A 19268-nucleotide genomic window follows, 5' to 3' on the forward strand; every position below is an offset into this window, starting at 1 on the left:
CATAAGGGAGAGTCCACAATGATTAAGAAATATGGCACAGTAACAAAAATAAAAATACTACAAATTGGGGCTCGTCCCTTGATAAGATTTAGCTTGAATGATACGAACTGTTTAATCGCTGGTCATGGTTTAAACTTTCTTGCTGAAGTAGATGAAGGAATGAAATTAGTAATCAGTGGCTATTATAATCAAAGAAACCAATTGGTCGTCAAAGAATATCATGTGCTCGGTCCCACGAAAATACTGATTGATTTTAAAAAAATCAAGAAAGAATTTATTGGTAAAAAATAAAAATTGGTTTTGAAGTATATAACTCCCGTCTAAAAAAATCAGAACTTTTTTGTAAAAGAAAAAAGGTATCCATCTGTCTCAGCGAGTAGGTTTGGATACCTTTTTAAATCAGCAAAATTAGGTTTATTTTTTATTTATACATAAATGCTGTTCTAGGATTACTTGTTGTTCCTATCTCTTTAGTACCTTTCTATCTTTAAACGGATGATATGGTTAATTGCTTACTTGATTAAAGTCAGAAATGATATCATTCAACTCCGTTTGAAGTGTCGAAACAATCAAATGAAAATTTTCTTCATCCGTTTTATCATATGGGGATGTTTTTGTTACATAAAGTAGCTTCTCGTTTTCTATTTTCATTAGAACCTGTGTTGCGGTTTGTACTTTGTTTTGATAATTAAACGCAGACATTCCACTTTGAATAATCGTTATGATTGCGGAAGCAATCGAAACGACTAATAACAAAGACTTATGATCAGATGCCTCGTGAATTAAAATAGGGATAGCAGCAGATAATACGATTTTTATAATATTCCCTATGCCAATGATTCTATTATACGATTGAATATCTTTTTTTAATTTATTAATTGTAGAATCAATCGATTCAATAAACGCTTTTTGATCCATATCATTTCTCCATTCACTTTATTAAAATTTGGTCGTAAAACTATTATAATTGGATTTACCTATGTTTCAGCTAATTACAAATCAAAACAAACGGCTATTAAATAACAATAATTATTTTATCAAAATAATGATATATTTGTCAATGATAGTATTCGTGCACGGATAAAAGCTATTAAAAAGATCTGAACAAAGATTTAATCATTACAGACGACATAAAAATCACATTTGATGTATGCTCACAATCTCTGACCAACCGAGCAAAGTAAGCTTGATTGATTTAAAAAATTTAAACTGTGAATACTATTGCCCACAGAATTGACAAACGTGCCCATCTCTCTCCTAACTGTCCATAATGGTAGATATGTGTAAGCAGTGCCTAACCGAAAAGTTGGCATGAAGCATGAAGATATAAGTCATAAAGATATCTCTATTATTCAACTATATGATCAAGTGTCATATGAAAGTATTGAACGAACTTCGATAAGTCCAATGACTATATCAATAATCAACAACGAAAATTTTCTGGACAAAATATTTCTCTGCCAACAAACCAAAAAAGGATGGCTATAATTAGCCTTCCTTTTTTATAAATACCTCAATGAGTATCATTTTTCATTTTAAAGGCAAATTGTTTTGGATAATTATTTTTAATAATTACCTAAAACTCCTTATCTTAAAGACGTTCGTTCAATTCTTTGGCAAGGTCTTCAAAGCCTGGTTTGCCTAGAAGTGCGAACATGTTTTTCTTATATGCTTCAACACCAGGTTGGTCAAATGGGTTAATTCCATTTAAGTAACCTGAAATACCTACAGCAATTTCAAAGAAGTACATTGTATAACCTAATGTGTAAGCATCCATTTCTGGAATTTTAACTAATAAGTTTGGTACGTCGCCATCTGTATGAGCCAATAAAGTTCCTTCAAAAGCTTTTGTATTGACGAAATCTACTTCTTTTCCTTCCAAGTATCCTAAACCATCTAGGTCTTCAGCTTGTTCTGGAATTGTAATTGATTTACGTGGTTTTTCAACTTTAACGATCGTTTCAAAGATGTTACGGCGTCCTTCTTGAATATATTGACCTAGTGAATGTAAGTCAGTTGAGAAGTTCGCACTTGAAGGGTAGATTCCTTTTTGGTCTTTACCTTCTGATTCACCGTATAATTGTTTCCACCATTCAGAGAAATATTGCATTCCTGGTTCATAGTTGATCAATAATTCAGTTACTTTCCCTTTACGGTAAAGGATGTTACGCATTGCTGCATATTGATAAGCTTCGTTTTCTTCTAGTTTATCACTTGAATAAGCTTTGCTTGCATCTGCAGCTCCTTGCATCAACGCATCGATATCTGCTCCACTAACAGCGATTGGTAGTAATCCTACTGCTGTTAAGACAGAGAATCGTCCACCGATGTCATCAGGAATCACGAATGTTTCCCAACCTTCTGCGTCGGCTTCTACTTTAACTGCACCTTTTGCTTTATCAGTTGTTGCATAAATACGTTTATTCGCTTCTTCTTGACCATATTTTTTAACAAGTAATTCTTTGAAGACACGGAATGCGATAGCTGGTTCAGTCGTTGTACCTGATTTTGAAATCACGTTTACTGAGAAGTCACGATCTCCGATTACTTCAATCAAATCAGCGATATAAGTTGAGCTGATTGAGTTTCCTGCAAAGAAAATTTGTGGTGCTTTACGTTGTTCACCATCTAATAAATTGAAGAAAGTGTGGTTTAAGAAATCGATTGCTGCACGAGCGCCTAGGTAAGAACCACCGATTCCGATAACTACTAAAACTTCAGAATCAGATTGGATTTTTTTCGCTGCTTCTTTGATACGAGCAAATTCTTCTTTGTCGTAATTAGTAGGTAGATCGATCCAACCACGGAAATCACTTCCTGCGCCTGTACCTTCACGTAATACTTTATCTGCCATTGATACTTGGCTTTGCATGTAACCTAACTCATGTTCATTAACAAATGGTGCTACTTTTGAATAATCAAAATGAATATGTGCCATTTTTTATTCCTCCTTTAAAAGATCAATATACAGCTTATACTTTACGTTTTTTTTTATAATTTTTCAAGCAAATAAATGAATTGAAGCTAATATTTACAAGAAAATTTCAAACACTAAACTAATCCTTGCGCATACATCACTTTCGCTACTTTTTCAAAACCTGCAACATTTGCTCCTAGCAATAGATTTTTTTCATTGCCATAAGCTGCTGCCGTTTGGCGACACGTTTGATAAATATTTTTCATGATTTCATCTAATTGGCGATCCACTTGTTCACTTTCCCAAGACAATCGTTGAGCATTTTGACTCATTTCTAATGCTGAGACAGCGACACCGCCGGCATTAGCTGCTTTCCCAGGACAATACCACACATTGGCTTTTTCAAAAACATTGACAGCTTCAAGAGTACATGGCATGTTTGCGCCTTCTGCGATGATTTTCACTCCACATTCAACCAAGTTGTTAGCAAGCGTTTCGTCTATCTCGTTTTGAGTAGCGCAAGGAAGAGCGATATCTGCAGTTTCTTTCAAAGTCCAGACAGATTGACCAGCATGATAGACAGCAGAATCACGTTTTTCTGCATAAGCGGTCAACCGTTCCCTTTTTTCTTCTTTGACTTCTTTTAATAGTGCCAGGTCGATTCCTTCTGGATCATAGATAAACCCACTGGAATCAGAACATGTGATGACTTTTCCACCTAATTCTTGAACTTTTTCAATAGCATAGATGGCAACGTTTCCGCTACCAGATACCAGAACTGTTTTTCCTTCAAAAGAGTCTTTTTCTGCTTGTAAAAGATGTTTGACATAATAAACCAATCCGTAACCAGTTGCTTCCGTACGAATCTTACTTCCCCAAAAATCTAATGGTTTTCCAGTAAGGACACCGGCATCATATTGTTTTAATCGTTTATATTCTCCAAACAAATAACCGATTTCTCTGGCACCGACTCCGATATCTCCAGCAGGTACATCGATGGATGGACCGATATGCTTGGATAGCTCCAGCATGAAACTTTGACAAAAACGCATGATTTCATCGTCTGATTTTCCTTTTGGATCAAAGTCACTTCCGCCTTTTCCTCCACCGATTGGTAGACCAGTTAGACTATTTTTGAAAATTTGTTCAAAAGCTAGGAATTTAAGAATACTTAAATTCACACTCGGATGGAATCTCAACCCACCTTTATAAGGGCCGATTGCTGAATTGTACTGAATGCGGTATCCACGATTGACTTGCCAGTTTCCTTCGTCATCTTGCCACGGCACGCGAAATTGAATGATTCTTTCTGGTTCTGACAACAATCCTAAAATATTACGTTTGATGTATTCAGGATGTTTTTCTAAAAATTGAGTAGCTGAAGGCATAAATTCATCAATGGCTTGTAAAAATTCGACTTGTCCTGTGTCTTTTTGATGAATATTATTTTGAATTCGTTGGACGTATTCTGTTGCGTTTGTCATTGTTTCACACTCCTTTTATAATCTTCTTTTATTTTAGCCTATTTTTATTAGATGCTCAAAACATTTCCTGCTTTCTTTTCATAAATATGCTACACTTTCTCTGAGGTGAGGAAATGGAAACAACCTATGATGTGATTGTAGTCGGTGCTGGAACTAGTGGTATGATGGCTGCAATTAGTGCGGCTGAATATGGCGCAAAGGTTCTCTTAATTGAAAAAAATAAAAAAGCTGGAAAAAAATTATTAATGACAGGTGGCGGAAGATGTAATGTCACGAATAACCGTCCAGTTGATGATTTGATTGCTCATATTCCTGGAAATGGCAAATTTTTATACAGTACATTTTCCCAATGGAATAATTTTGATATCATGGAATTTTTCGAATCTCAAGGTGTTCATCTAAAAGAAGAAGATCATGGTCGGATGTTCCCTGTGACGAATAAGTCAAAAACGATTATCGAAGCCTTGATCCATCGTTTAAATGAATTAAATGTTACGATGCTCTTTGGCACTCGAGTCGAAAAATTAGTGCATAGCGACGGAAAAATCTATGGCGTACGAACGGAATTTGAAGAATTTCAATCCTCTTGTGTCGTATTAACTACTGGGGGGCGAACCTATCCGTCGACTGGTTCTACAGGTGATGGCTATAAAATCGTTAAAAAAGTCGGTCACACTGTCACTCCCTTGTATGCAACAGAATCTCCACTGGTTTCTGAAGAAACTTTTATCAAGGATAAAACCTTGCAAGGATTATCTTTACAAGATATTTCTTTAAGCGTATTAAACAAGAAAGGTAAAGTCATCACCGAACATGTTATGGACTTGCTTTTCACGCATTTTGGGATTTCTGGACCTGCGGCATTGAGATGTTCAAGTTTCATCAATCAAGAGTTGCAAACGACTGGAGAACCTGTCACGGTCGTCTTAGACTGTTTTCCGAATCGTTCGCTTCAAGAATTGATCAACGAATTGACTGCTAAAAGCCAACAATCGAAGAAAACATTGAGTAATGCTTGGCATGGCTTTTTACCTGAACGCTTGCTTCTCTTTTTCCTTGAAAAAAGTGGATTAACGGAACAAACTGGTAGTCAAACGACAGAAAAAGAGATCCAACAATTTGCGGAGCTTTGCAAAAGTTTTTCTTTCAAAATAACCAAAACTTTTGCCATCGAAAAGTCTTTTGTGACTGGTGGTGGCGTTTCACTAAAAGAGATCAATCCAAAAACATTAGAAAGCAAATTGGTCAATGGATTATTTTTTGCTGGTGAACTGTTAGATGTTAATGGGTATACTGGTGGTTTCAATATTACTGCGGCTTTTGCAACTGGACATGTAGCAGGAATGAATGCCGCTTTTCTTAGCTGATTAAACGAAAACAGTAACGAAGGGAGTAGAAGATGTCTTACTCTTTTCGTTACTGTTTTTTCTTTTTTTAGTTGATAAACTGATGAATTGCCGACTGCATCACAGTACAAGATCAGCAAAAGTCCCTTTAGTTAAATCACAAATGGCTTGAGGTGCTAGCTCCATTTGGTGTCCTCTTTTTCCTGCTGATACAATGATCGTTTCTTGTGATTGTGCTGTTTGTTCTAAATAAGTAGGAAATAATTTCTTCATCCCAATTGGCGAGCAACCACCACGAATATAACCAGTGGTAGCTTCTAAGTCTTTCAGATGTAACATTTCTACTTTTTTGTTTCCAGATACTCTTGCTAATTTTTTTAGATCTAACTCTCGATTACCAGGAATGACCGCTACGATCGTTCCTGTTTTGTTTCCAACCGCTACGAGTGTTTTATAAATGCGGTGTTCACTTTCAGAAAGTTGCTCAGCGACAGAAGATGCACTTAAATGTGCTTCATCCCAAGCATACTCATGTTCAGTATACTTGATTTTCTTTTGTTCTACTAAGCGGATCGCATTTGTTTTCACTTGTTTTTTCTTTGCCAACATTTTCACCTTCAAATTAGATTGTTTCAATTTAATAATTTGATTATTGATTTTAGTTCCTTTACAGTGATTTGTCCAGGTGCTGATGCTTTTTCAGAGGTTAACGCACCAAAGGTCATGACCGAACCAGTCAAATTTCCCGATAAGCGCGAAATCATTCCGAGCTGTCCCATTGACATTGTAATCAGAGGCATGGACACAAACGCTCCTGCCCGTCTCGTTAGCTCCATCAAACGTAACACATCTCGTTCGTTATGGGGCATTACCGCTATTTTACCGATATCTGCACCAAGATGTTCCATCATATTCAATTGATACAATAAGACTGGATCAGCTGGGGTCTCTTTAAAATTATGACTGCTGATAATCATCGGGATGTTGCGCTGTTTGATTTCTGCTAACAACTCTTTTTCAAGGCTTTCAATTTTGTCTAATTCTAAATCAACCATATCGACTAAACCAGAGCGGATCATCTGTAGGTACAACTCGTGATATGCTCGGATCGTTATATCTCGTTTGCCACCTTCTGCTATTGTTCTAAAAGTGAAAAGCACCGGTAACCCGTCGAGCATCTCATGGATCAGTACCAACGTTTCTGTGACTTTTTCATATTGAAAGACATCTTCATAATAATCAATTCGCCACTCCACTAAATCAGCACCAGCTTCTTTGGCTAAAATTGCTTCTCGCAAAAGTTCTTCACGAGTGTCTCCGATCATTGGCGCACAAATTTTAGGATGTCCTTTTCCTAAGTTTAGTCCTTTCACTTGCACCATCTGTCCTCCCCCCCTTATTTCCTAATTTGATAGATAAATACTTTTAAATAATCCCCTTCTGGAAAGGCTTCAATGGTTTGGAAATCTTGTGGTAATCGAAAACGAGTGATTTCTTCATATTCAACATTGGCTAGCATTAGTTCATTTTCAATCATTTTTTTGAACTGATCGGTACTCACGTTAGCTGCGTTCGTTGAAGCGATAAGCGTTCCCTCGTCCGATAAAATAGCCAAGCTATCTTTAACCAATTCGCCATAATCTTTGGCTACTCGGAACACTTTCTTTTTGTTTCTCGCAAAACTTGGAGGGTCAAGCACAATGAGATCATAGGTCAGCTGCTTTCTTTTAGCATATTTAAAATAGGCAAAAACATCCATCACAATGATTTTTTGTGTCTGAAGATCCAAACCGTTGATTTCAAATTGTTCCTGTGTTTTTTTCAAACTTCGCTTTGCTAAGTCAACACTCGTGGTCTCCAAAGCACCACCCATTGCTGCCGCAACTGAAAAAGCCCCAGTATAGCTAAACATATTCAAAACAGACTTTCCTAGACCAAGTCCATCGATCAAAGCTCCTCTGACTTCTTTTTGATCTAAAAAGATGCCTGTCATCAGCCCTTCATTCAAATAAGTGGCGTAAGAGACGCCATTTTCTTTGATGATTAAAGGTTCAGGAGCTGTTTCTCCATAAACATACTGACTTTCAGGAAATTCATTTGTTTCAAAACGGATTTTTTCGTAAGCACCCTTTATCTCAGGATAAACTTGTTGAAACGCTGAGAAGAGCAAATGGCGGTAAGTATAAAGAGTTTCATTATACCAAGAAAATACTGCATAATGTTCATAATAATCAATGATCAGACCTCCGATGCCATCCCCTTCTCCGTTAAATAAACGAAATGCTGTTGTTTGTTCATCTATGAAAAAAGCTTGTCTTTTTGCTTTAGCTTCAGAAAACTTTTTCTCAAAAAATGCCTGGTCAAACGTTTCATTTTGTTGACTCAAAACCCAACCGATTCCTTTGTTTTGTTTACCTAAATAGCCCTTAGCTAAGAAATTATCTTGTTGATCAACCAATTCGATCCACTGCGTGGTTTCATTGTACGACTGAACCAAATCTTCCTTTTGAATCAATGGATAACCGTTCTTGATACGATTTCCTGCTTTTTTCTTAATTTGTACTTTCATTGACTCACCTACTTTACCTTTATCATTAATCAGTATACCAAATATTAAGCAGGCTGTCTTAGTGCTAGCGTTCACAAAAGAATAAGAAATCCTTAATCACCGGTGTAAGCGTTTGGTTTCGATTGACACTGGATTTGCGTACTAGTAAAATAGGATGGAATATGTAGTTTGAGCAATCATAACTTCATAACACTCTGTAAATGAGAAGAGTGGGGAAAGGGAGATTACATTGAGACGAATAAAAACACCCGCCTTTTTGAATAAAAGGCTCGGATTTTTTTCTTTATTAGCTGTTTTACTTTGGCTAAAAACAATTTTTGCCTATTTGTTTGATTTCAATTTAGGCATCGAAAGTGGCATACAATACTTTATACTGTTTATCAATCCGATCGCTACCACGTTGTTGTTAATGGGGATTGCGTTATATGTGAGACGGACGAAAGCGTCTTATATTACAATGATGGTCATTTATTTCCTATTGACTTTACTGGTGTTCTCCAACGTAACTTATTATCGTGAGTTTACGGATTTTATTACGATCAATACCATCTTGGGGGCAGGAAAAGTAGCTAGCGGGCTTGGAGAAAGTGCTATTCGCTTATTTAGACCATATGACGTCCTTTATTGGATCGACTTTATCATTGTCGCTGCATTATTGATAACCAAAAAAATCAAAATGGATCCACAACCGATTCGTGCACGAATGGCTTTTGCGATCTCGACTTTGTCAGTCATGATTTTTTCTGGAAATTTATTTTTAGCAGAAGCCGATCGCCCAGAATTATTGACTCGTACTTTTTCTAGAGATTATTTAGTCAAATATTTAGGTATCAATGCGTTTACCGTCTATGATGGTATCCAGACTTACCAAACGAACCAAGTACGAGCAGAAGCAAGTCCTAATGATCTGAAAGAAGTAGAAAGTTATATCAAAGATCACTATGCTGAACCAAATGATGAAACATTTGGTATTGCTAAAGGAAAAAATGTGATTTATATCCATTTAGAAAGTTTCCAACAATTCTTGATCGACTATAAACTAAAAGATGCCAATGGTGTAGAACATGAAGTAACGCCATTTCTGAATAGTTTATATCATAGTAACAGTACATTTAGCTTTGACAATTTCTTCCATCAAGTTAAAGCAGGTAAAACCAGTGATGCTGAAACCTTATTTGAAAATTCACTATTTGGTTTAAATCAAGGATCGTTATTCACTCAATTAGGTGGAAAGAATACCTTCCAAGCTGCTCCTGATATTTTGAGTCAGACACAAGGTTATACGAGTGCTGCCTTCCATGGTAACGCTGGTACATTCTGGAATCGTAATGAGACCTATAAAAAATTAGGTTACAACTATTTCTTTGATGCTTCTTATTATGATGTCAATGACGACAATTCATTCCAATATGGATTGCATGATAAACCGTTCTTCCAACAATCAGTACAATATTTAGAACATTTACAACAACCTTTTTATTCTAAATTTATTGCGGTATCTAATCATTATCCTTATTCTAAGTTCACAAACGAAGAAGCAGGCTTCCCGCTAGCTACGACAAATGATGAAACGATCAACGGATACTTTGCAACAGCGAATTATCTCGATACAGCAGTTGAAGAATTTTTCAACTATTTGAAAGCTAGTGGTCTTTATGATAATTCTGTCATCGTCCTTTATGGTGATCACTACGGAATTTCTAACTCTAGAAATAAATCGTTAGCGGAACTAGTGGGTAAAACCAGTGATACATGGACCAACTTTGACAATGCACAAATGCAACGAGTTCCCTACATGATCCATCTTCCTGGACAAACAAATGGTGGAATCAATCATACCTATGGCGGACAAGTGGATGCATTACCTACTCTACTCCATCTGTTAGGAGTAGATACCAAAAATTACAATCAGCTAGGACAAGATCTCTTTTCTAAGCAACATGATCAACTTGTTACTTTCCGTGATGGTGATTTTATTACTCCTAAATACACTTATTATGGCGGAACGATTTACGATAACAAAACCGGACAAGCCATTACAGAACCGACTCAAGAAGTTCAAAATGAAATTGATGCATTGAAAGAAAAAGCGAATAAACAGTTAGCTGTTTCAGATCAAATCAACAATGGTGACTTACTCCGCTTTTCTACAGATACTGGGTTAGACCCAATTGAAGCAAGTCAATTTGATTACAAAAACGGCATGAAACAGTTGCTTGAAAAAGAAAAAGAACTAGGTGACAAATCAACAAGTGTCTTTAGTCAAAACAATAACCAATCAACAAAAGATCTATATGAAACCAAAACTTACCAACAAATAAATGGGACACAGACGAGTGATTCAGTTCCTTCTTCTGAATCTGATAAATAGCTAGCCTTTCTTTCAAAAGGATTACGTGCCCATAGAAGTAATGATTATAAAAGCTAAGATTGACGAAAACCAATTCTTGTTTTTCGTTAATTCTTAGCTTTTTTCATGCACTTTAATTTGAGTTACTCTGGCGTTTTTCTAGAAAATAGAGCTTAAACTCACGTATTAGAACCATCCATGAACATTGGATTTTATTCACAAAATATAGCGGAACAGTTGATTTATCGTCATTTTCGTTTATTAAAAAATAGGGATTTCCTGATTTTACTATATGAATTTCATACTTTATTCATATTCATTTTCTATAATTTAAAATGAGGTGAAAGTGATGAGAATACTCCGCTATTCAGTTGCAAGAATGCGTTATTATAAAAAACAGACACTCTTTAGTTGCTTATTTACAAGTGTCACTGCTTTTTTATTGATGCTTGTGTGTAACTTATATCATTTACAATCAACACTTTATGCACAAATTGAAGATCGTCTTAGTTTCTTGGACACGACGTCCTTAAAAGTACACTTTCCGTCTTTTCTATCAGTGAAACAATTTTATGTCGAGCTGATCTTGTTGTTACTGTTCTTGTTTGTTGGCGCATTTATCTTTTTCTTTCAGCGAACATTAAAACAAGACCAACGTGAATTGATCAACTGGCGTTTAGCTGGTTTATCGAAAACTAGAATTTTTCTTTTGATCATCTGGCAAATGATCTTACCATTACTGATCTGTTGCACACTCTTATTTATTGGAATTGTGCTTTTTCAAAACATTTATCAAGCACTGTTACAACATCTTAATTTTTGGAGTCTAAGATTATTTGAATTGCCTGACACCCATTCACTTATATCGACTACTCGACCATTAGCCATACCGATGGATCAACAAACTTTTTTTAAAATTGATTTTGTAAACGATGCTTTTTTCTTCGATACGTTTAAGAGTTTCCTACAAACGGTTGGCCTTCTTATCTCCATCAGTCTATGCATTAGTCTCTTACAATTTACGATTTTCTATCAACGTTTAAAAAAAGGTAAGGTGATCTTTCATGAATACATGTAAGCCAATAATGTCTTTAGGAGAATTAGCTGTTATTCTTTGCCCAAAAGCAAAACAAGAAGAACTATTAACAGCGCTAAAAGAGCAAGCGATTGTATCGAGTCCCAAACAATTACTTATCGTCCAAAAAGATTGGCCTCTCTTCCCTTATTTAAAAACCAAAGATCAAGTACTACTGAATTTATCTGAAAATAAAAAAGAACGTTTATCTTTTCAAGAAATGCTCAAGATTGATCCAGCACTTCTTAACAGAGAACCTGATCAACTCTCTCTTTTTGATAAAATCAAACTTCAATTGTTGCATGCGTTACTTGCTAAAAAAGACAAACTCATCATTGAAGAAGTGCTGGATGAACTTAAAGTAATTGAAGCACAAGAAATTCTTGATCTATTTGATTATCTAGTCAAAAACAAAAAAATCGCCATTCTATTACTGACTCATGATGAAACCATTGCTCATAGTCAGTATGTCGACCAAATCTATGATGAACGATAAAAAGAGGTCGTGGAAAGAGCAACTCAACCTATGTAATAAGGATGAAACTCACAGCTTCCTATGTTTTGAGAGTTTCATCCTTATTGCCGAAGATCAGCTCTTTGAACACTATTTAGCTCCTCTCTTAATTGTTGAGGAGTTGTTTCTTGAACGCCGTTTAGCAAGAGGCTGTGAAAGAAGCGCTTATTGTTGAGGAATTGCTTCTTGAACGCCGTTTATTCGTTTTTAGGGATACTAAAAGAGACTGAACCAATTTTCGGATCAGTCTCTTTGTTTATTTTATTTCTACATCTGGTAATTTAACTGTAAATGTTGTTCCTGTCCCCAGTTCGCTTTCTACTTCCAGTTTTCCTTTATGAAGCCGAACTAGCTGTTGAACGATTGGAAGTCCTAGACCTGATTCCCCGTATTTTGTATTCTTTCTTGAGGGATCAACTTTATAATAACGGTCCCAAATACTCTTCATTTGTTGTTCAGTCATTCCGATACCTGTATCCTTAATTCGGATAATCGTTTCTAGATAACCTTTTTCTAAAGAGATCGTGATCGTTCCATTTTCTGTAAATTGAATCGCATTTTGGATGATATTCACCATGATTTGCACAAATCGGTCATAGTCTGCATACACTTCCACATCGTCTTCTGCTTGTAAAACTAAAACATTCCCTGCAGCTTCTGCTTTTGTTTCAAGCTGTGCCACAATATTTTTCAATGTTTCTGTACCATTGAATCTTTTAATAACCATACTGATTTGATTGGTTCTGATTTTTTCATAGTCTAGATTTTCGTTAACTAAGCGTATCAGTCGTTCTGTTTCATTTTTCATCAAGTTGATCGCATTTTCTCTTTGGTCTTCAGGAATTGCATTATATTTTAGACCTTCAAGTAACCCGTTGATTGTGGTTAGCGGCGTACGCATTTCGTGAGAAGCATCTGCCATAAATTGTCTTCGGCGGTTTTCTTGCTCTTCGATTTCAGCCTGAGATTCTTTTAAAGAATTCGTCATTTTGTTGAAGTCATCCGCTAATTCATCAAATTCATCTTTATCATGAACTGGCAATTGGACATCAAAATTTCCATTCGTGACTTCTTTCGTTGCATTACGTAAACGATTGATCCTTTTAACCTGAAAAGCAGCAAACGCATAACTCGCTAATATAGCAACAATACTTGAAAAAATAAAACCTTTAAACAGATTCAATGTGACCGACCGAACACTATTATCGATATTTTTAGCCGGTTGACTAACAACCAAGCCACCATAAAATTCATGATTTAAATTAAAAGGTACTAAGGCATAAGACGTCGCTTGATTTTGTCCTAGTATATTTTTGTTGGAGGTAAATTTTACTTGTCTTCCATGACGCAGATTATCCCATTGTTCCGCTTTAATCGTAAAGTTCAATACCACATTATCAGTAGGATAAATGACCCGTTCGTTCTTATCGATAAAAATAAAATTGACATTTTGTTCTGATAAGACTTGTTCCGTTAATAATAATGCATTTTGAAACGCTTGATCTTGGCTTAATTGAGGAAACGTGTCTGTGTATGTCTGTGTTGTCTTCTCGACAGATTCTGCATAGCCAAAAAGTTGTTGGTAATTATTTTCTTCAATGGTTTGCTTAGTCAGTTGCGTAAAAGAAACACCTACGATCAAAATGATCATCGCGATCATTCCGCAAAAGGCTAATAACTGCTGGTAAAGATAGCGCATTAGGCCACACCAGAATCATCAAATTTATAACCTACGCCCCAAACCGTTTGAATGACTTGTGGTCCAACCTTTTCGATTTTTTGTCGAAGCTTTTTGATATGCGCATCAACCGTTCGTTCATCACCAAAGTATTGATAATCCCACACTAATTCCAGTAATTGTTCCCGAGAAAATACTTGGCGTGGTTTTTTAGCTAGTGTAAATAGTAGATCAAACTCTTTCGGTGTCAAACCTTCGATTGGTGCTTTATTTAAATAAGCTTCACGTGTTTTTGTATTCATCTTAAAGTGATCTGTTTCGATATCGAAGTGATCGTCCGAGTTGTTTGTTTCTTCTTTTACCTCTACCAATTCACTACGACGGTGTAAAGCTTTCATTCGGGCAATCAAAGTTAGTGGGCTAAAAGGTTTGGTCACGTAGTCATCTGCGCCCATCTCTAATCCAATAACCTGGTCACTTTCAGAATCACGAGCTGTTAACATAATGATCGGAACTGTACTAGAGACTTTCCGAATTTCTCTTCCAACAAGCATACCATCCATCGTTGGCAAGTTCAGGTCTAAAGTGATCATGTCCCAGTAATTCGGTCTTTCTAAAAAAGCATCTAGACCTTCTTTTCCGTCATATTTAAAAGTTGCTTCCCATCCTTCATTCAAAAAAAACATCTGCATCATTTCAGATACGGATTGATTATCTTCTATCATTAAAATATTCATTTTTTATTTCCTCCAATACTATCATCGAGTTCTTGTAATTTTTTTTCAGTTAAGATAAAAATCGGCATAATTGGAAAAACTAAAACCAACATCTCGATTATAAAATAGTTTGTCTGTCCAGTTAATTTTAGTAAATAGCCGATCAAGGCCATCAATAAACCGAAAATAAAAAAATATTTTCCACTTGTTTTTTGTGCTAACCGCCAGTGAACATCGGATTTTGTGGCACGCGGTGAGTGGTAACCATAAAAAGGCAGATTCCCTTTAGAAGGGATAAAAAGAAACAAGCAACCTAGGATAGTCAAAAATACTCCGACAACTAAAAAAATCATATGATCCCTCCTAAATCTCTCTTTCTAGTATACTCTAAAAATTAACTTGAACCAATATATTCGGTAATTCTTCACGAAAGGTTTGTCTTTTGTTCATTCTTTGTTAAGATAGGGGTAATCGAATAAAAAAGGGGTTTTTTTTGTGTCAAATTATCGTGCAATTACTTTTTTTGATCTTGATGGAACACTGTTAGATGCTCAATCAAAAATCACACCAGAAGTGGCCGAAGCAATGCAAGCACTACAGGCAAATAACGTCCTGCCAGTCATAGCAACTGGACGAACTGAAGCTGAAATCAAACATATCATGTCAGATGCTGGTATTTCCTCTGCAGTTACGATGAATGGTTCTTACATCAGCGTGGATGGTCAAGAAGTTCATTCTGAAATAATCGCAACTGAAGACTGTCAAAAGATGCTCGAACATGTCCAAATACAAGGGCACCAGCTCTCATTTTATAACCATCAACATATTTGGTGTACTGCACACACACAAACGATGATTGATGCCTATAACTTTATCCATTCAAATGTACCAGAAATCAATCCGCAAGCTTATTTGGATCATCCAATCAATATGTTACTTATCCTCTCTCAATCTGGGGATGAATATTATCATGAACAATTTCCTGATCTGACTTTTTATCGAAATGGTCCTTACTCGATTGACACGGTCAAAAAAGGAATCTCGAAAGGCGCAGGAGTGAAACGTCTAAAACAAGAATTAAACCTTGTTGATGTGCCTACATTTGGATTTGGTGATGGACCAAATGACTTTGCACTGTTAGAAGCATGTGACAACAAGATCGCGATGGGCAATGCTTACAATGATCTCAAAGAACTATCCACTTTTATTACAAAGAAAAACACTGAGGGCGGAATCGTTCATGCGCTCAAACATTTTGACTTGATTTGATTTTTAATCGAAATACGATGTATATTTCCGAGTAACTGAGAGATGATTTTTTACAGTATTAGCTATTGAGAATCATCTCTTGATACTTCGGACGATTTGCTTTTTCCGTAATCGTTTCTCGTTGAAAAAATTCAATTTTGTGCTATAATATAAATTGTATGAAAAATACACGTAACCCTTGTTTATAACGGGGACGTTACGGATTCGACAGGCACAGTTTGAGCTTGAATTGCGTTTCGTAGGTTACGTCTACGTTAAAACGTTACAGTTAAATATAACTGCTAAAAACGAAAACAACTCTTACGCTTTAGCTGCCTAAAAACAGTTAGCGTAGATCCTCTCGGCATCGCCCATGTGCTCGAGTAAGGGTCTCAAATTTAGTGGGATACGTGACAACTTTCCGTCTGTAAGTTGTTAAAGAGATCATCAGACTAGCGATACAGAATGCCTGTCACTCGGCAAGCTGTAAAGCGAAACCACAAATGAGTTGACTATGAACGTAGATTTTTAAGTGGCGATGTGTTTGGACGCGGGTTCGACTCCCGCCGTCTCCATTGTGAGATTTCGGTAGATTTCACTAAATGCCTAAATCCTTATTTTAAAAGGATTTAGGCATTTTTTATTTTCGGTAGTTTTCGTTAAATGAAATTTATTCAAGCTCATTTTCAAGTCCGAAAGATTCATCTCTCACGCTGATTTTTCATTGGGTCCCACTCAACTTTTTTTTGATTCATACTAAAATTATATGGAAACAAAAAGACACGACCTAAATCGTGTCCGAACATTCATATATGAAAAGAAAAATACTTAAATCTACTATTCTGTTTTTTCTTCTAGTCGAATACTGTTTACTCCCCAATATGCAGCAACGCTTCTATTTCTCTCGTTATTCTTATCCATAGTAATATCACCATCATTGTGAACTGGATAAATTGTTTGTGTCTTATAATTTAATGGTGGAATAACTATATCCATTTCACCACTCTTCATTTGCTTTTTAATGGATTCAGTTTGGCGACTATAACTTACATAATTTTTATAGATGTCTGCAGTTCCATTGAAAAACAATAATAAAAAACTAACTAGTAAATAACTGAAAATCATAGAAAAAACAACTTTATTGCTTCTATCAAAATTTGTTAATAATTCAAAAAGACTAATTACTATAGATATGAAAAGAAAAATAACTCCTCCAAAATAAGATCTAGACCAAGATAATGCAGTTGGAGAAATTGCAAGCACTCCTATTGTCAATATACCTCCCACGAAAAATAACGAACTTAGAATATTACTAAGTGTAAAACTACTATTTAAGTATGATAAAACAAGCAAAGCTAATCCTATCGTTAGAGGGAACATGGCATTATCCTGTAACGCATGACTGATTGCAGGGATTGCATCAAGAATTTTCCAAGCAGTTGAAAGCGTACTTCTATGAAAATAAGTCGCTCTGATATCGTTCCCAGGTGCCATAACCATAAAAAGAAAACCTACAATATTTCCAACAATACCTGCGATCATCCATTTTTCAATTTTTTTCTTCTTATAAAAATAGGAAAGAACAGTATATGCTATAACAATGAACAACGTTCCTCCGGAGGTATTTTCGTTACACCAACCAGCTACTATACCTAAAAGAAGCATGCCTATTGTTTTAAAAAGACTATTATTTTGTTCTTCAGATTCTGCTATATATCGATGATAAACCAGAATAAAAGATAACATAATCACCATTGCAGTGAGATAATTTACAGAACCAGCCAACCATAAGTAAACATTATTGAAAGCTGGGGTAAATGTCCACATTAATGCAAAGATGATAAACGCTTTTAGATAAACATTCTTAGTAGTTCGCTCTTTTACTATGGAAGAAAACATAATAATTTGATAAACCAATAGGGAAAACATGCAAGAATTATACACATTAAAATATATTTTTGGAAGTTTAGTAAAAAAACGAAAAATAATATGGACTACCGATCTCCCAGTCCAAGTCATATATTGTTGATACTCATCAAACAAAATTGTTTTTATGCTTGAGGTCTTTACAAAATAGTAATAATCGTCGTGTACCAAAGGAGACATACTATTTAAAAGAAGCATAAAACCAAAAATACAAAATAAAACAATAAATAAATGTCTGTTGCTCTTAATTTTTTTAATCATACCACCCAATTAACTCCTCTTTATCTCGAAATATAACTTAGTATAACACAGATTTAATAGTGGTTGTGCCAAATTAAGAGATACAGAATTAATATCCTAACCAATCATTTATCCTACTGCTCAAATCAAGTAGCGCTATCCTTCAAATGACTTTCAACAGCTAAATGTTCTGTTTCCCCGACTCTCTTCTCATTTTTACTACAGTGCATTTGACTGTCTCTACGTCGCTCATAACATTTATTGATTTGTCGATAATACCTTGATGCTTCTCCTGTACATTGTTCTGACTCATTACAAATCATCAGTCCAATGAACAGAACTACAAAATGCTTTGTTTAGAATTTGCAAATACAACATCCAATATATTTTCATTGCATACAATCCTTCATCGTTTTAAATAACACAATTCCTTAAATGGATATAGTAAAAAATATATCTGCTACAAAAATTTTACTAGTCGTTTGATAAAGTAATAAACGACATGCTGCGAATGTCAATGCACTATCTCTTGTACCCTCTCAATAAAAAAACTTACTTCATCGATTAATGATTTAGCAAGTTTTTTTATTGTTCTAGAAAGTTGACCAGAATTCGAACTGTTGATAAAAGTTGACTCTATACTTTTGATGTTAGTAAGATTCACCGCTATCAAAACATATACACAACAATTTTTTATTCAATTACTTGGAAAATCTAGTCCTATTTTTTTCCATAGCACAGAAAAAGATTACGTTACTGCTAGTCGTATAAAGATTGCTCTGGTGATTCACCTACACTTTTGAGAAATAGCTACTAATAGTATATCGTTGGTAATGCTAAAAATTTCACTGCATTTTATGATTATCTCATCAATCGTCAATTTCAAAAATATCATCATCTAATTGATTGAAAGACGTTTTGCTTCCCAAATCCAGTTCGTCTAGTACATCTTTAGCTACATTGAAGAAACAATAAGTTCCCAAAAAAAGTAGCAGAAAAAATGGAACAGTAACTTTTCGCCTTTTAATTACGCCATACATCAAGAGTAAGAATGCGGAAATAAAAAAGATAAACATAAATATTAGAAACATACATACCCCTCCTCATTTGATAATTGATTATAAAAGATAGGAACTGGCCTACTACCAAAGAAAATCAGCGATATTAAAAATCAACTCCTCAATGCTAACCCACGACTTTCTAAC

The 19268-nt window shown here is 35.4% G+C and carries 16 protein-coding genes, 1 other RNA gene and 1 pseudogene; 7 read left to right on the forward strand and 11 right to left on the reverse strand.

Going from position 1 to position 19268, the window contains the following annotated elements:
• The first annotated feature begins 18 nt into the window (after positions 1 to 18).
• Positions 19 to 291, forward strand: a complete 273-nt coding sequence (locus IGK21_RS08300) for a hypothetical protein (protein ID WP_010737819.1) — start codon at positions 19 to 21, stop codon at positions 289 to 291.
• 213 nt (positions 292 to 504) lie between these two features.
• On the opposite strand, the gene IGK21_RS08305 is transcribed toward IGK21_RS08300, so the two are convergent.
• The 3 genes from IGK21_RS08305 to gdhA all read right to left on the reverse strand — a co-directional run bounded on the left by IGK21_RS08305 (position 505) and on the right by gdhA (position 4401).
• Positions 505 to 918, reverse strand: coding sequence for a DUF4231 domain-containing protein (locus IGK21_RS08305; protein WP_010718761.1), 414 nt, complete (start codon positions 916 to 918; stop codon positions 505 to 507).
• A 673-nt stretch (positions 919 to 1591) separates the two neighbouring features.
• Complete coding sequence (locus IGK21_RS08310; protein WP_010718407.1) at positions 1592 to 2938, reverse strand: glucose-6-phosphate isomerase; 1347 nt, start codon at positions 2936 to 2938, stop codon at positions 1592 to 1594.
• A 113-nt stretch (positions 2939 to 3051) separates the two neighbouring features.
• Positions 3052 to 4401, reverse strand: coding sequence for an NADP-specific glutamate dehydrogenase (gdhA, locus tag IGK21_RS08315; protein ID WP_010718408.1), 1350 nt, complete (start codon positions 4399 to 4401; stop codon positions 3052 to 3054).
• A 113-nt stretch (positions 4402 to 4514) separates the two neighbouring features.
• On the opposite strand from gdhA, the gene IGK21_RS08320 reads away from it, so the two are divergent.
• A complete protein-coding gene (locus IGK21_RS08320) occupies positions 4515 to 5768 on the forward strand; it encodes an NAD(P)/FAD-dependent oxidoreductase (protein WP_034698501.1) in 1254 nt (417 codons plus the stop codon).
• Positions 5769 to 5867: 99 nt separating this feature from the next.
• On the opposite strand, the gene ybaK is transcribed toward IGK21_RS08320, so the two are convergent.
• Genes ybaK through IGK21_RS08335 form a run of 3 tightly spaced genes read right to left on the reverse strand, consistent with a single transcriptional unit; the run spans position 5868 to position 8316 of the window.
• Positions 5868 to 6353 (reverse strand): Cys-tRNA(Pro) deacylase, encoded by a 486-nt coding sequence (gene ybaK, locus IGK21_RS08325; protein WP_025480513.1) that lies wholly within the window; start codon positions 6351 to 6353, stop codon positions 5868 to 5870.
• Between the two features lie 26 nt (positions 6354 to 6379).
• Positions 6380 to 7129 (reverse strand): type I 3-dehydroquinate dehydratase, encoded by a 750-nt coding sequence (gene aroD / locus IGK21_RS08330; protein ID WP_010737845.1) that lies wholly within the window; start codon positions 7127 to 7129, stop codon positions 6380 to 6382.
• Positions 7130 to 7143: 14 nt separating this feature from the next.
• Complete coding sequence (locus IGK21_RS08335) at positions 7144 to 8316, reverse strand: class I SAM-dependent rRNA methyltransferase (protein ID WP_010737846.1); 1173 nt, start codon at positions 8314 to 8316, stop codon at positions 7144 to 7146.
• A gap of 229 nt (positions 8317 to 8545) precedes the next feature.
• Between IGK21_RS08335 and IGK21_RS08340 the strand changes: the two genes are divergently transcribed.
• The 3 genes from IGK21_RS08340 to IGK21_RS08350 all read left to right on the forward strand — a co-directional run bounded on the left by IGK21_RS08340 (position 8546) and on the right by IGK21_RS08350 (position 12237).
• Positions 8546 to 10687: an LTA synthase family protein gene (locus IGK21_RS08340; RefSeq protein WP_010718413.1), complete on the forward strand. Its 2142-nt coding sequence runs from the start codon at positions 8546 to 8548 to the stop codon at positions 10685 to 10687.
• Positions 10688 to 11015: 328 nt separating this feature from the next.
• Positions 11016 to 11744, forward strand: coding sequence for a hypothetical protein (locus tag IGK21_RS08345; RefSeq protein WP_010737848.1), 729 nt, complete (start codon positions 11016 to 11018; stop codon positions 11742 to 11744).
• Positions 11731 to 12237 (forward strand): hypothetical protein, encoded by a 507-nt coding sequence (locus IGK21_RS08350; protein WP_010718415.1) that lies wholly within the window; start codon positions 11731 to 11733, stop codon positions 12235 to 12237. The genes IGK21_RS08345 and IGK21_RS08350 overlap by 14 nt, the downstream gene beginning before the upstream one ends.
• A 274-nt stretch (positions 12238 to 12511) precedes the next feature.
• Here IGK21_RS08350 and IGK21_RS08355 read toward each other — a convergent pair whose 3' ends face one another.
• The 3 genes and pseudogenes from IGK21_RS08355 to IGK21_RS08365 all read right to left on the reverse strand — a co-directional run bounded on the left by IGK21_RS08355 (position 12512) and on the right by IGK21_RS08365 (position 15002).
• Entirely contained in the window at positions 12512 to 13954 is a 1443-nt protein-coding gene (locus IGK21_RS08355; RefSeq protein WP_010718416.1) for a sensor histidine kinase, read from the reverse strand.
• Positions 13954 to 14670, reverse strand: a complete 717-nt coding sequence (locus IGK21_RS08360) for a response regulator transcription factor (protein WP_010718417.1) — start codon at positions 14668 to 14670, stop codon at positions 13954 to 13956. Before IGK21_RS08360 ends, IGK21_RS08355 begins: the two co-directional genes overlap by 1 nt.
• Positions 14645 to 15002 (reverse strand): annotated as a pseudogene (locus IGK21_RS08365) (SdpI family protein). The gene IGK21_RS08360 and the pseudogene IGK21_RS08365 overlap by 26 nt, the downstream one beginning before the upstream one ends.
• Positions 15003 to 15144: 142 nt before the next feature.
• On the opposite strand from IGK21_RS08365, the gene IGK21_RS08370 reads away from it, so the two are divergent.
• Both IGK21_RS08370 and ssrA read left to right on the forward strand, forming a co-directional pair.
• Positions 15145 to 15918 carry a Cof-type HAD-IIB family hydrolase gene (locus IGK21_RS08370; RefSeq protein WP_010737850.1) on the forward strand — a complete coding sequence of 258 codons (774 nt, stop codon included), beginning with the start codon at positions 15145 to 15147 and terminating at the stop codon, positions 15916 to 15918.
• A gap of 189 nt (positions 15919 to 16107) precedes the next feature.
• Positions 16108 to 16475, forward strand: a transfer-messenger RNA (tmRNA) gene (gene ssrA, locus IGK21_RS08375).
• 259 nt (positions 16476 to 16734) lie between these two features.
• Here the strand turns inward: ssrA and IGK21_RS08380 are convergent.
• Together IGK21_RS08380 and IGK21_RS08385 are read right to left on the reverse strand one after the other, a co-directional pair.
• Entirely contained in the window at positions 16735 to 18084 is a 1350-nt protein-coding gene (locus IGK21_RS08380) for a DUF3329 domain-containing protein (RefSeq protein WP_181915181.1), read from the reverse strand.
• Positions 18085 to 18932: 848 nt separating this feature from the next.
• Positions 18933 to 19154, reverse strand: coding sequence for a hypothetical protein (locus tag IGK21_RS08385; protein ID WP_034700775.1), 222 nt, complete (start codon positions 19152 to 19154; stop codon positions 18933 to 18935).
• Between the last annotated feature and the right edge of the window lie 114 nt (positions 19155 to 19268).

This window comes from Enterococcus sp. DIV1421a (genome assembly GCF_051711025.1).
Classification (GTDB): domain Bacteria; phylum Bacillota; class Bacilli; order Lactobacillales; family Enterococcaceae; genus Enterococcus_B; species Enterococcus_B hirae.